The sequence below is a fragment of the Acetoanaerobium pronyense genome, assembly GCF_017874355.1.
GTDB lineage: Bacteria > Bacillota > Clostridia > Peptostreptococcales > Filifactoraceae > Acetoanaerobium > Acetoanaerobium pronyense.
Genome location: NZ_JAGGLI010000002.1, coordinates 37,645 through 52,036, shown reverse-complemented (window position 1 = coordinate 52,036; position 14,392 = coordinate 37,645). Strand labels below are relative to the sequence as shown.

At 35.4% G+C, this 14,392-nt stretch carries 12 protein-coding genes; 8 read left to right on the top strand and 4 right to left on the bottom strand.

Translation table 11 applies throughout. The features are described 5' to 3' along the window. Positions 1 to 10: 10 nt before the first annotated feature. The 8 genes from J2Z35_RS01470 to J2Z35_RS01435 all read left to right on the top strand — a co-directional run bounded on the left by J2Z35_RS01470 (position 11) and on the right by J2Z35_RS01435 (position 9,075). Positions 11 to 922 (top strand): hydroxymethylglutaryl-CoA lyase, encoded by a 912-nt coding sequence (locus tag J2Z35_RS01470; RefSeq protein WP_209658637.1) that lies wholly within the window; start codon positions 11 to 13, stop codon positions 920 to 922. 82 nt (positions 923 to 1,004) lie between these two features. Continuing rightward, the gene (locus J2Z35_RS01465) at positions 1,005 to 2,477 is read left to right on the top strand and encodes an aldehyde dehydrogenase family protein (RefSeq protein ID WP_245330700.1); all 1,473 of its coding nucleotides are present in this window, start codon (positions 1,005 to 1,007) and stop codon (positions 2,475 to 2,477) included. A 12-nt stretch (positions 2,478 to 2,489) separates the two neighbouring features. After that, a complete protein-coding gene (locus tag J2Z35_RS01460) occupies positions 2,490 to 4,307 on the top strand; it encodes a thiamine pyrophosphate-binding protein (protein WP_330623316.1) in 1,818 nt (605 codons plus the stop codon). A gap of 22 nt (positions 4,308 to 4,329) precedes the next feature. After that, positions 4,330 to 5,151 carry a sugar phosphate isomerase/epimerase family protein gene (locus J2Z35_RS01455; protein WP_209658636.1) on the top strand — a complete coding sequence of 274 codons (822 nt, stop codon included), beginning with the start codon at positions 4,330 to 4,332 and terminating at the stop codon, positions 5,149 to 5,151. Between the two features lie 47 nt (positions 5,152 to 5,198). Continuing rightward, positions 5,199 to 6,071, top strand: a complete 873-nt coding sequence (gene aroE, locus J2Z35_RS01450; protein WP_209658634.1) for a shikimate dehydrogenase — start codon at positions 5,199 to 5,201, stop codon at positions 6,069 to 6,071. A gap of 52 nt (positions 6,072 to 6,123) precedes the next feature. Further along, complete coding sequence (locus J2Z35_RS01445) at positions 6,124 to 6,696, top strand: TRAP transporter small permease (protein ID WP_209658633.1); 573 nt, start codon at positions 6,124 to 6,126, stop codon at positions 6,694 to 6,696. Beyond that, a complete protein-coding gene (locus J2Z35_RS01440; protein WP_209658631.1) occupies positions 6,696 to 7,979 on the top strand; it encodes a TRAP transporter large permease in 1,284 nt (427 codons plus the stop codon). Before J2Z35_RS01445 ends, J2Z35_RS01440 begins: the two co-directional genes overlap by 1 nt. Before the next feature lie 34 nt (positions 7,980 to 8,013). After that, positions 8,014 to 9,075 (top strand): TRAP transporter substrate-binding protein, encoded by a 1,062-nt coding sequence (locus J2Z35_RS01435; protein ID WP_209658629.1) that lies wholly within the window; start codon positions 8,014 to 8,016, stop codon positions 9,073 to 9,075. A 146-nt stretch (positions 9,076 to 9,221) separates the two neighbouring features. Here J2Z35_RS01435 and J2Z35_RS01430 read toward each other — a convergent pair whose 3' ends face one another. The 4 genes from J2Z35_RS01430 to J2Z35_RS01410 form a co-directional block, all read right to left on the bottom strand. After that, positions 9,222 to 9,692, bottom strand: coding sequence for a peroxiredoxin family protein (locus J2Z35_RS01430; protein ID WP_330623315.1), 471 nt, complete (start codon positions 9,690 to 9,692; stop codon positions 9,222 to 9,224). Between the two features lie 14 nt (positions 9,693 to 9,706). After that, complete coding sequence (locus J2Z35_RS01420) at positions 9,707 to 10,546, bottom strand: nitroreductase family protein (protein WP_209658623.1); 840 nt, start codon at positions 10,544 to 10,546, stop codon at positions 9,707 to 9,709. Between the two features lie 167 nt (positions 10,547 to 10,713). After that, the gene (locus J2Z35_RS01415) at positions 10,714 to 12,642 is read right to left on the bottom strand and encodes an ABC transporter ATP-binding protein (protein ID WP_209658621.1); all 1,929 of its coding nucleotides are present in this window, start codon (positions 12,640 to 12,642) and stop codon (positions 10,714 to 10,716) included. Then, positions 12,635 to 14,386: an ABC transporter ATP-binding protein gene (locus tag J2Z35_RS01410; RefSeq protein WP_209658619.1), complete on the bottom strand. Its 1,752-nt coding sequence runs from the start codon at positions 14,384 to 14,386 to the stop codon at positions 12,635 to 12,637. Before J2Z35_RS01410 ends, J2Z35_RS01415 begins: the two co-directional genes overlap by 8 nt. Positions 14,387 to 14,392: the final 6 nt, after the last annotated feature.

Below are 14,392 nucleotides of genomic sequence, written 5' to 3'. Positions count from 1 at the left end.
AGTTTAGCTAATGAAACTTCCATCGGAAGTAGTACTTTGTGAGGTTGGGCTGAGGGATGGACTTCAAAATGAAGCAAAGATTTTAGACACCTCCCAGAAAATAGATATAGGGAAGAAATTTATTAATTCCGGATTTAAAGTTATTGAACTTGGATCTTTTATGAATCCCAAGGCAGTTCCACAGATGGCAGATACTGATGAACTTTTTCTAGCATTTAAGGATTTTAATGAAGTAGAGTTTAGAGCGTTAGTAGCAAATGTAAAAGGTATAGAAAGAGCTATAGCATGTGGATGCAAAAAGGTAAAGCTAAATGTTTCTGCAAGTCTAAGGCACAATCTAGAAAATATAAATATGACGCCACAGGAAAGTGTAAGCTCTTTTAGTGAGATGACCAACCTTGCGACTTCAAATGGCTTAGAGGTATCTGGTTCCATTTCAATGCCATTTGGCTCTCCATGGGAGGGCGACATCAGCCAAGAAGAGGTAATGAGTATAATAGATGCATATTTAAAGGTAGGAATCACAGAGATATCACTTTCTGATGCATCAGGTATGGCAATGCCAAAGCAAGTCTATGAACTATGCGTCAAGGTTAAGGAAAAGTACCCTGAAGTAAAATGGTGGCTTCATTTTCACAATACAAGGGGCATGGCAGTTGCAAATATAATGGCTGCAATGGAAGCCGAAATTACAAACTTTGACACATCGATAGCGGGTCTTGGAGGGTGTCCATTTATACCAGGAGCAGCAGGAAACGTAGCCTCTGAGGATGTGGTACACATGCTCGATGAGATGAATATAAACTCAGGGATAGATATTCTTAAGCTACTGGAAATTGGTAAAGAGATTCAAAACATAGTAGAGCATGAAACCGATTCTTATTTATTAAGAGCTGGAAGATCAAAGGATCTTATAAAATAACTATATTTTTCTAAAAATTTTTCTAAAAAAGAAAATCGTTTTCCTTACTTAAATATTTTAAAGATAATGCGGAGGTAATATAATGAGTAGAATGAATTCAATGGAAGAGATCTATAAAAAATTAGATCAAGACCAAATAAATGAGATTGAGGAAAAATTTGCAAAAGCTGATGCTGCTCAGAAGATTTTTGAACTTTGGAGTCAAGAAGATGTGGATAGAGCAATAAGAGCTATAGCTTGGAAGGTTGCAAATAAAAGGACTTTTAGAGAGCTAGTTGAGATGAGTATAGAAGAAAGTAAGCTTGGAGATCCTGTAAGTAGAGAAAACAAGAGATTTAAAATAAGAGGAGTACTTAGAGATGCACTTAGACAAAAAAGTGTGGGAATAATTGAAGAAATACCTGAAAAAGGAATTGTAAAATACGCTAAACCAGTGGGAGTAATTGCATGTGTTGTTCCAGCTACGAACCCTGACCTTACTCCAGCTGGAAACTCAATATACGCACTTAAAGCAAGAAATGCAATAATATTCTCACCTCATCCAAGAGCAGTAAAAACTGGTGGAAGAACAATTGAGCTTATGAGAGAAGGACTTAGAGAGGTTGGCGCTCCTGAAGACTTAATTCAAATATTAGGGCAAGGCAAAGCTAAAGTTAATAAGGCTTTATCAGAAGCTCTAAATAGCAAATGTGATCTTGTAATTGCAACAGGAGGACAAGGCGTTGTAAGAAGAGCATATAGTTCGGGAACTCCTGCATATGGAGTAGGGGCTGGAAACTCTACTATGGTATGGGACGAGACAGCAAAAGATGAACTTGCTCAAGCAGCCATAAATACTATGCTTTCAAAAACCTCTGATTATGGATCTGGATGCTCGGCTGATGGAAATATAATAATTCAGGAAAGTATATTTGAGGATGCTGTATCAGCACTTGAAGCTGCAGGGGGATATTTACTAAGTGAAAAGGAGCAAGAAGCAGTAAAAAAAGTGATGTGGGATAAAGATTGTCATAGGTTATCTGATTCTGTTGCCCAATCCCCTCAGAAAATGGCAGAGCTTGCAGGGTTCTCAATTCCAGAAGATAGAAAATTCCTCGTAGCTAGAGGTACAGGCTCATACACAGAATCTTATGAAGATGTATGGTGTAGAGAAAAATTAACTACATTACTTGCAGTTCATAAATACAAAGGTGAATTTAAAAACGCAATAGAGATAGTAAAAGCAATCCATGAGGTTGGCGGAAAAGGACATAGTGTTGGGATATATTCATATAATGAAGAAAATATTCATGCCCTTGCCCTCAATGCTCAAGTTGGAAGAATTATGGTAAGACAACCTCAGTCAAAAGCAAATGCTGGTGCATTTACAAATGGAATGCCAATGACATCAAGTATAGGCTGTGGGACGTGGGGAGGTAATGCTACTTCTGAAAACGTAAACCTAAAACACTATATGAATATAACATGGGTATCTAAGGAGATTCCAGAAGATAGACCTTCAGATGAAGAGTTATTTGGAGAGTTTTACAACGAAGAGCTTGAAAAGGATATATAAGGAGGCAGTAACGTGAAAAAATTAGTTTCTGAACAAATGGTAGATTATTTAGAACGAAGAGGTGTTGAATATATATTTGGACTTTGTGGACATACTGTAATAGGTTTTTTAGATGCACTTTCTAGAAGTGAAAAACTTACGTATGTTTCATTTAGAAATGAGCAGCTTGCAGCAATGGCTGCCGACGGATATGCAAGAGTAAAGAAAAAGGCAGGGGTTGTCCTTTCTCATCTTGGGCCGGGTCTTACAAATACAGTAACTGGAGTAGCAAACGCATCTTTTGACTCTATACCTATGGTAGTAATAGCAGGAGATGTTCCTAGATACTACTATGGAAAGCATCCACACCAAGAAGTTAATATGCACAGTGATGCATCTCAGTATGAGATACTAAAGCCTATAGTAAAAAGAGCGTGGAGGGTTGATGATCCTGAGGCCATGCCTGAAATACTAGATAAAGCATTCAGACTTGCAGAAAGCGGAAGACCTGGTCCTGTACTTATATCTGTTCCTATGGATATTTTCTCAGAAAAAATTGATGAAGAGTTATTTCAAAGAACATATAAAGATAGTAGGGAAACTATAAAACCGGCACTTGCACCATCTGCTGCAAAAAAAATAGCAGAAAAATTAATCAGTGCTAAAAATCCTGTAATTCATGCTGGAGGAGGGATACTTCTCGCAAATGCTTCAAAGGAGCTTCAGGACCTTGTTGGGTTCTTAGATATCCCCGTATCTAGAACTCTTTCAGGACAAGGTTCTATGCCTGATAATCACCCTTTAATGCTTGGACAGACTGGATTTTGGGGCCTTGAATTTACCCATAAATTTACAACAAATGCAGATGTTATTTTGGGACTTGGAACTAGATTTGCTGAGGCTGATAGTTCTAGTTGGTATCCAGGAGTAACATTTGATATGAGCAATACAGAATTTTTACAGATAGATATAGATCCAAGTGAAATTGGAAGAAATTATCCAGTAAGCATAGGTGCAATTGCAGACTTAAAGGAAGCTTTAATGCAGATTTTGGATGAAGCCAAAAAAATAATACCGGAAGGCTTGGAAAAACCAGAAATCAGAGATTTAATAAGAAAAGAAAAGGCAGACTTCAAGGCTTCAAATAAATCTATAGCAGATGACAGTAGATTCCCTATGACTCCACAGCGTATATTGAAAGATGTAAAACAGGTTATCCCTGAGGATGCAATAATATTCACAGATGTAGGTTGGAACAAAAATGGAGTTGCACAGCAGTTTGATATTACTATTCCAAGTACTATACACCATAGCTCAGGATTAGCTACTATGGGCTTTGGGGGTTCAGCTTTGATTGGTGGAAAGCTGGCAGCCCCAGATAAAGTAGTATTAACTCTTGTTGGAGATGGAGGATTTGGCGTAAATCCTGGGGCTCTTGCAACAGCTGTAGAGCAAGGTATACCTGTAATATGGGTGGTTATGAATAACTCAGCATTTGGAACAATAGCAGGTCTTGAATATGCAAATTATAAGACTAAATTTGGAACAGTGTTTACTACTCCAAATGGGGATTCGTATTCTCCAAAATGGGCTGATGTAGCTAAGGCATATGGAGTTGATTCAATAAAAATAAATTCGACAGAGGAATTTTTACCAGCTCTTGAAAAAGCGGTAAAAAGTAATAAGCCTTATCTTCTGGATGTACCTATGGAAAATATAGTGGTTCCTACACCAGGTTGCTGGAATATAAACGACATCTATACACCTAAGCAAAATGTAGTTAATGGTAAGGTTGTAAAAAATGAAAATGGAGAGCTAGTTCCTCCAAATCACTCTACTTCTCATAAATAAGGTGAGGGAAAGGAGATTACTTATGTCAAGAAAATTTTCTCTTCCGTATCTCACTATTCCTGGAGTTGATCCCGTGACTCAGATTAAAATAGGAGCAGAGGCTGGATATGATTATGTAAGTCTAAGGCCTATCCCTATGTATTTAGAGGGTGAACCACTTTTCCGATATGGTGAAGATAGGAAGCTATTTAATGAAGTGAAAAATGCACTTAGAGAATACGATATGAAAATAATGGATATAGAGCTTGCAAGAGTTAGAGAAGATTTAGATGTAGCCAATTATGAAAAGGCATTTGAAGCAAGTGCAGAGCTTGGAGCTACAGATGTACTATCAAGCATATGGTCAAAGGACAAAAATTTTGCTGTAAATGAGTTTGGAAAAATCTGTGATATGGCAGCAAGGTACAATTTAAAGGTGAATTTGGAATTTGTGACATTTTCAGCTGTTCAAGGGCTTTCACAAGCCCTTGAAATACTAGATGAAGTAAAAAAGCCAAATGCATTTTTAATGGTGGATACTCTTCATGCCTATAGGTCTCATGTGGTACCTGAAGATTTAGCGAAGGTTGATAAAAGTAGATTTGGACTCATTCATCTTTGTGACGGACCCTTAGAAATTCCTCCTCTTGAAGACCCAGAGATGATTAGGGTTGCAAGAGAAGGTAGGCTTTATCCGGGGATTGGAAAAATAGATTTAAAGGGATATCTAAATGCCATGCCAAAAAATCCGATATCAATAGAACTTCCTAATATTAAAGAGTTTAATGCAAGGGGTGCAGCAGGGCATGCAGAGCAATGCCTTATTCATACTAAAAAATATTTTGAAGAAAATAAAATTGACTAGAAAGTAAAAAAAAAATGTAAAATCATAGACGAGGAGGGAAATAAAAAATGTCAGTAGATATAAACACCAAAATGGTAACGCTATTAGGAAAACCACTTAACCAATCATACGCTGCAAGAATGCAAAATTCAGCATATAAAGCTGCAGGACTTAATATGTTATACTTCTATAGTGAAGTTGAAAACGATCACTTAGAAGATATAGTAAATGGTATTAGATACATGAATTTTGCAGGTTTTGCAGTCACAAAACCAAATAAAGTAGAAATAATGAAGTACGTGGATGAAGTAGATCCACTGTGCCAAAAGATGAATGCGAGTAATACAGTAGTACTTAAAGATGGAAAATTAAAAGCGTATAATACAGATGGAATAGGATTCTTTAGATCTTTAATGGAAGAGGTTCCTGATTTAGATGTTAAAGAAACTGTATTTTTCTGTATGGGAGCAGGAGGTGCAGGAAGAGCAATATGTAGTGTACTTGCATACAACGGAGCAAAAAAAATATATATAACAAATAGGTCACTCTCAAAGGCTGAGGAACTGGCAAACGATATCAATGAAAACTTTGCAAATATAGCTCAGGCTGTAGATATAGAGGATATGGAGCTATATAAAGCCACTATAGGAGAATCAGATGTAATCATGAACAATACAGGACTGGGAATGCTTTCAAGCCTAGATATGACACCAGTACCAAAAGAATTTTTAAACAAAAATCAAATTTGTTTCGATGCTACATATAATCCAGAAAAAACAAAATTCCTTGAAGATGCAGAATCCATAGGTTGTAAGATAATAAACGGCCTAGGAATGTCTCTTTATCAAGGGGCACAGCAAATAGAACTTTGGAGTGGAAAAGAAGCACCGATTGAAGCAATGCGCAGTGAGTTATTGACAATTCTTTCAGAAAAAGAATAGCTCTAATAAACTACAAGGTGTATTTGACTTCTGAAAAGAAAAGGAGGAAAATATGTCAGTTATAAAATGGATAGATGAACATCTGGAAGAATCTATATTGATTATACTATTAGCTGCAATTTCGTCAGTTATGATGATGCAGATAATAGCACGAACTTTTTTTAGCTCTTTTAGCTGGCCAGAGGAGTTTGCAAGGTACTGCTATATATGGACGGTTTTCTTATCATTAGGATATACAATTAAAAAAGGAAATATGCTTAGAGTTGGAGTTGTTATGGATCTTCTTCCAATTAAAGTAAGAAAATCCATAGAAATAGCAACTAATATATTATTACTTGTAATATTTCTTATTTTTACTAAGTACTCCGTGGACTATACAATGAGAGTAATGGGAACTGGGCAGTCCTCTCCAGCAATGCAAATCCCTATGTGGATAATGTATCTTTCTACTATTGTAGGATTTGGACTTGGAGCTATTAGAATGCTCCAAGAGATAATATCTAATTTCAAAAACTTCAATAAAAGACCAGAATCTACTCTTGAGGCTACTATAAAAGAGGCACAAGAAGAGATAGAGATGACAGGAGTAAAAAAAGGCCTAGATACACCAGGAGGTGAAATTTAATGGCATTGTGGATATTTTTAGTCTTTCTAGTAAGTCTTGTGTTCGCAGTACCAATAGCAATGAGTATGGTATTAGGAGCACTTACACCTCTTGTTTTAGGCGGTACAGGAAGTTCGATTCAGCAACTTATTGCCAATAGTTTTTCAGGCTCAGATACAACGCCCATACTAGCAGTTCCACTTTTTATATTAGGTGGAGTACTTATGGCAGAAGGTGGAATATCAAAAAAATTATTTAACTTTTTCGCATATTTTGTAGGTAATCTTCCAGGAGGACTGCCTTGTGCAGTAATTCTAACTTGTCTTTTTTATGGGGCTATATCTGGTTCTGGTCCTGCAACAACTGCAGCGGTAGGAGCTATGACAATACCATTTTTAGTGGAGATGGGTTATGACAAGACGTGGTCAGCAGGAATGGTTGCAACAGCAGGGGGGCTAGGAGTTATTATACCTCCATCAATACCTTTTGTACTTTATTCCTTGGCAACCGGTGTTTCAACTGGAGCATTATTTCTAGGAGGTATAATACCTGGAATAATGATAGGACTATTTCTTATGATATATGCGGTTGTTTATAGTTTAAAAAAAGGTGAAGATAAGGAAAAAATAAGAATTAAGATGAAAGAGCTTAGATCAATTGGGCTTTTGAGACTCTTCAAAGAAAGCTTCTGGGCATTATTATCACCAATCATAGTACTTGGAGGTATTTATGCAGGATTTGTAACACCTACAGAAGCGGCAGTAATTTCAGTATTTTATTCATTAATAGTTTCTCTCTTTATATACAAGACATTTACTTACAAAGAGATTATTCCTTTTTTAGGGAAGGCAGTTAAAACGTATGCTCCTCTTTGTTTTGTACTAGCATTTGCAATTGCATTTGGAAGAGTTCTTGCTATGGCAAGAGCACCAATGCTTATTGAAGGATTTATTTTAAATAATTTTACATCGACTCTTTCAGTACTAACAGGAATTGTAGTTATTTTCCTAATTCTTGGAATGGTAATGGACACAGGTCCAGCTATAGTAATACTTGCTCCAATAATATTACCTGCTGTACAAGCCATGGGAGTAAATCCAGTACATTTTGGGGTAATAATGGTTTGCTGTTTATCTATAGGTCTTGCCACGCCACCATTTGGACTTGATTTATTTGTTGCAGGGACAATCTCAGATGTTCCGCCAATGAGTGTAGCAAAAAAAGCAATACCATTTATATTATCTTTTGCTGTAGCATTATTTTTAATCACATATGTACCATGGTTTAGTCTTGCTTTCTTATAGTAAACTCTAAAAAATAAAAAGAGGAGGAAAGAAAATGAAAAAAAGATTAGTACTTATATTAGCTTTACTTATGGTTGTTATGGCAGTAGGTTGTGGAGCTGGTGAGCCTCAGGCAAGTGAACCTAGCGCAACTGGTGAGGCTACAGGGTTTGATAGTTTAGAACCAGTAAAATTAATTGGTGCTGATAATTCCGGAGTAGGGGCTGTAGCACAACTTTATGGAGAATTAGTATCTGCAAAGGTAAATGAGATTACAGGTGGAAAACTGACTGTAGATTATTTTCCAAATAGTCAGCTTGGAAATGATCAAGAGCTTCAAGCACAGATGCTAGCTGGAGACATAGATTTTGTAGTGGCTCAGACAGCTCAGACAGTATCATTTGTTCCAGAGGTTGCTATATTTGACCTACCTATGGTATTTGCAAAATATGACGCAGCAACTATAGATTATGCACTAAATAATAGCGAATTTTATACGAAGATAAACGAAGCGTATAAAGCAAAAAATATGCAAGTGCTTCACTATTTACAAGGTGCTACATTTAGAGAGACAACTTCTAACAAAAAGATAGAAACAATAGAGGATTTTAGAGGATTAAAAATAAGAACGATGGAAAATCAAAATCACATGGCATTTTGGAGAGCTCTTGGAGCATCACCAACACCACTTCCATGGCCAGAGGTTTATGTATCCTTGCAGCAAGGACTTGTAGACGCACAAGAAAACGCTACTGATACAAATGTTGGAGCGAATCTTCATGAAGTTCAGGATTATTTATTAATGACACATCACATCCTATACTGTAATCAGTTTTTAATCAACTCAGAAAAATTTGAAAGCTTAGATCCTTTATATAAGGAAGCTCTTATGCAAGCAGTAAAAGAAGCAGCAGCCGAAATAGAAGGAGATTTAGCAAGAGTAAATGAAGAAAACAAGGATATTTTAGTTTCAGGAGGTATGGAACTGGTTGAATTCGATGAGTCTTTTATAGATGAAGTTGTAAGTATATCTCAAGGTGTATATGACTCAATAGGTTCATCTATTGGACAAGACTATGTAGATGCACTTCTTAATGCTCTTGAAAATGCAAACTAGCTTATAAAACAAAATAGTTTTTCATTGAATACCCCCTTAAAATACAAGAACCCTATGGATAAGCAAATTTTTCTGCTTATTTCATAGGGTTCTTGCTAATTACATAGTGAAATAAGATGTATTTTCCATATTTTATTAAAGTATTATTAATCTAACTTCATACTTTCTATTAAATCAAGTATTTCAGAAGTTTCAGGAATATCTTTCATTGAGTGACCGAAGTGATCGTATTTTAGTACTCCATTTTTATCTATAAGCATCTGTGCAGGCATCCTTCCAAGCTTGAATATATTAATCTTTTGATCGTAAAGCTTAAGGATAGACTGACTTTCATCTGGAATCCCATAAAACTCTAGTTTATACTCATCCCAAAAGCTCTTAAACTTGTCTGTTTTTTCAGGACCGATAGCTACTATTATTGTATCTTTCTCATCGAACTTTTTATAATCTTGATGCAACTGCATCATATGCTTTCTGCAAAAAGGTCATACAAACCCTCTGTTTAACACAACTAGGATATTTTTCTTTCCTTTAAAGTCTGATAGCTTAAAAGTCTCCCCTTTAAAATCTTTTGATTCAAAATCTGGAGCAATCTTGTTTACTTCGATACTAGCCACTTCATCCATCTCCTTTACTTAGAAATCCAAGAAAAAACATATTCTATATTTTCAGGAAGCTCAATATTATTTGATAATATCTTAAATTCTCCATCTAGGGTTTTTTCCTTTACTGCAAAATCAAAATGAGCTGCAGCTATTCCCATATCAACTCTTTGGATATCGTAAGGAAAGAAATCACTATATCCTGGTTCCTTATATTCATAAAAATGAAAATCTCCATCTTTTAAAACTATTCGCCATGGCTGTTTATTAGAAGCAGATGGGCCAAGCCTTACCATTTCAAGAGGGAAAGAAAATTGACCTGCCTCATCTTGAGAAAGTGGGGTGTTAAAATCATCTTTGAAGAAAAGTTCACCCCAGTCTTTACGTTTATCGGCTTGGATCATCTTTCTCATTTCGATTTCTTTTTCATGCTTACTTGGTGCAGCGTAACCATAAGGGGTGATTATTGGAAAAAGCTCACCTTCTTTAATATTCATAGCATCTGCAAATCCTTTTCTGTCAAAGGTTCCTCCAAGCCAGCAACTACCTAAATCAATAGAGGCAAGGTAAAGAACAAGAGCTTCAAACTCATAGCCAAGAGCCTCCAAAGCCATACCTTCTAACTTTATTGTAGTTCCGATATACTTGCTGGCCCCTTTTATTACACCATAGGTACCGAGCTTTTCTTCGTTGTTTATATGGGATTTGTCAAGGTAATGAAAATTAATCTTATTTCCAAATGGATTATCTAAGTTTTCTATAAAATCTTCAATAGCCTTAATCTTTTCTTGTTCAATAATTTTGTCATCATAGTTTCTAACGCTATAACGCTTGATTACAGTTTCTTCCAATGGGAAATTTACATTCATAAAAAGCCTCCTTGAATAAAATGAATTTTACATAATTATATTGTATGCAATTAATAATTTATTGTCAAGATGGATTTTAAAAAACTTCCATTGATATTAGAGAGCTCTATTTTTACTTCTAATACAAGGGAAGTTTTTAGTTCTAAATATTATACAACTTTTTAAAACTAATTAAGTTCAAATATTCCTGTATAGAGCTGATAATATTTACCCTTTTCAGATATTAGCTCTTCATGATTTCCTCTTTCGATGATTTTTCCGTTATCAAGAACCATTATGACATCAGCATTTTGAACAGTAGATAATCTATGTGCTATTACAAATACTGTCCTGCCTTCCATTAAGGCATCCATACCTCTTTGGACTATAGCCTCTGTTCTTGTATCTATTGATGAGGTTGCTTCGTCGAGTATCATTACAGGGTGATTTGCTACAGCAGCTCTTGCTATAGATATAAGTTGCCTTTGTCCTTGTGAAAGGCCGCTTCCATCTCCAGTGAGCATAGTGCTATATCCATCAGGAAGAAGGTTTATGAAATTATCCGCATTTGCAAGCTTTGCAGCCTCTATGCACTCTTCATCAGTTGCATCTAATCTCCCATATCTTATATTTTCCATTACTGTTCCAGTAAAAAGATTTACATCTTGAAGTACTATTCCTAGAGAGCTTCTCAAATCAGATTTTTTAATCTTATTTATATTAATTCCATCGTATCTAATCTTGCCGTCTGCAAGGTCGTAAAATCTGTTAATAAGATTTGTTATAGTAGTCTTGCCGGCGCCTGTAGCTCCTACAAAGGCTATTTTCTGTCCAGGCTTGGCATAAAGAGAGATATTTTGAAGGACGAGCTTGTCTTCGTTATATCCAAAATCAACATCAAAAAACTGAACCTCTCCCTTTAGGGGAATGTATGATATGCTTCCGTCTTCATGGGGGTGCTTCCATGCCCAAATATCAGTTTTTTCAAACGACTCCACAAGCTCTTTATTTTCATATCTTCCATAGACAAGACTCACATATCCTTCGTCTTTTTCGGACTCTTCATCCATAAGCTTAAATATTCTTTCAGCTCCTGCTATTGCCATAACCACAGAGTTGAGTTGCTGTGAGACTTGTGCTATGGGATTGATAAAGCTTCTTGAAAGCTGAAGAAAGGACGCAATCATCCCTACTGTTATTATGTTTATTCCACTAAGACTTATATTGGTTATTTTAAAGACTGCCAAAGCTCCTCCTAAAACTGCAAGAAGAACATAAAGTATATATCCAATATTCATCATGACTGGCATTAGTATGTTTGCATAGGTATGGGCCTTAGTGGCATTTTCTTTAAGAGCTTCATTTTTCTTGTCAAAATTTTCTTTTGATTTATCTTCATAATTAAATACCTTTACAACCTTAAGACCGTTAATCATTTCCTCTATATATCCATTAATTTCTCCTAGAGATTTTTGCTGGGCTGTAAAATATTTTCCACTTTTTCCGGCGATTAGCTTTACCACTTTAAGAACTATAATCAAAAACAATATTACGAATATACTCATCCATATACTAAGATAAAGCATGGCTCCCATTACGGCTACAATTGTAATCAAAGATGAAAGCACCTGAGGGAGACTTTGTGATATCATCTGACGCAGAGTATCTATATCATTGGTATAGTGACTCATAAGGTCACCATGACTATGACTGTCAAAATATCTTATAGGGAGTTTTTGCATTTTAGAAAACATCTCATCCCTTATTTTTTTTAGAACACCTTGAGAGATAGAAACCATAGTCCAAGTATAAAATAAAGAGGCTATAACACCTATTAGATAAATCCCAGCCATCATAAGAATAACTCTAAAAAGACCTGAAAAATCAGGGACAGCTTCTATTAATAGGGGAGTTATAAAATCATCTATTAGAGTTCTAAGGAAAAGTGATGCTAGAGCTCCTGTAAAAGCACTTATTATTATTGAAATAACAACAAATATAAGGCGTATTTTATAGCTGCTTACATACCCAAGAAGTCTTTTTACGGTTTCTTTGTTAACGTCTTTTAAATTTACAGGACCCATTTGTCTATTGCTTCTCATTATTCCTCTAGACATTAATCATCTCTCCTTTCATCTGAGATTCATATACTTCTTTGTATATCTCATTACTTTTTAAAAGCTCATCATGGGTTCCAAGCCCATTAATGCTTCCTTCGTCCATGACTATTATCTTATCAGCATGCTTTATAGAAGATATTCTCTGAGCAATTATTATTTTAGTTGTGTGAGGGATATCGTTCATAAGAGCATTCCTAATAAGTGAATCGGTTTTAGTATCTACAGCGCTTGTTGAATCATCTAAAATAAGTATTTTAGGATTTTTCAGAAGAGCTCTTGCAATTGAAAGTCTTTGTTTTTGTCCTCCAGATACATTGCTCCCGCCTTGCTCTATATGAGAATCGTATTTGTCTGAAAAAGTTTCTATAAAGTCATTTGCCTGTGATAACATAGCTGCATTTTTTATATCTTCATCAGTTGCATTTTGATCTCCCCATCTAAGGTTTTCCTTTATAGTTCCAGAGAAAAGAATGTTTTTTTGAAGTACTACGGAAACTTGGTCTCTTAGGGTTTTTAAATCATAATCCTTTACATCTATCCCAGCGATTTTAACACTTCCATCTGTTACGTCGTAAAGTCTTGGGATTAGCTGCACAAGAGTTGTTTTAGAAGAACCAGTACCTCCAATAATTCCCACAGTTTCCCCAGAATTTATTTTAAGATTTATATTTTTAAGTGCCATTTTATCGGATTTTCCGACATAAGAAAAACTTACATTTTCAAACTCTATACTTCCATCCTTAATTTCTTTTATTGGATTTTCTTTGTTTTTGAGGTCCGTATCTTCGTCTAGAACTTCAACTATTCTTTCCGCAGATGCTCTAGATATAGAAACCATCACAACAACCATAGAAAGCATCATAAGACTCATCAAAATTTGCATAGTATACGTCATTAGACTCATAAGCTGTCCTGTACTAAATCCAATTGCAGGATTATTTCCAGATGCCACTATAGCTCTTGCTCCAAACCATGAAAGAAGTATCATACTTGCATACATACAAAACTGAATAAGAGGCATATTAAAGGCCAAGATTTTTTCTGCAAGGCTAAATTTGTCATATATCTCTTTTGATATACTAGAAAATTTTTCTGTTTCATAATCCTCTCTTACAAATGCTTTTACAACTCTTATTCCCCTTAGATTTTCCTGAACCACGTTGTTTAGTTTGTCGTATATTTTAAATACTTCTCTAAAAATAGGGTGAGCGTATTTTATAATAAAAAATAGTCCAATCCCAAGAACTGGGAGAGCACCTAGAAAAATAAGAGATAGACTTTTATTGATAGTAAATGCTGCCACCAAGGCAAATACAAGCATTACTGGACTTCTAACTGCCATCCTAAGTATGAGCTGATATGAATTTTGTACATTTGTTACATCGGTAGTAAGCCTTGTAATAAGACTTGATGAAGAAAATTTATCAATATTTGAGAATGAAAAGGTCTGTATATTGTAAAACATATCTTCTCGTAGATTTTTTGCAAATCCAGCGGAAGAGATTGCTGAACTTCTTCCAGAAAGGGCTCCAAATATCAGTGAAAAAAATGCTGCAATAAGAAGCAGTCCTCCAAGTCTTAAAATCACTGTCATATTTCCAGAATCTATTCCAAAATCAATCAAGTATGCTATCAAAAAAGGTATCATTACTTCAAGAAGTACCTCAATAGTTACAAAAACTGGAGTAAGTATTGAATGCTTTTTATACTCCCTTATGCTTTTTGCAAGTGTTGTTATCATTCAAAA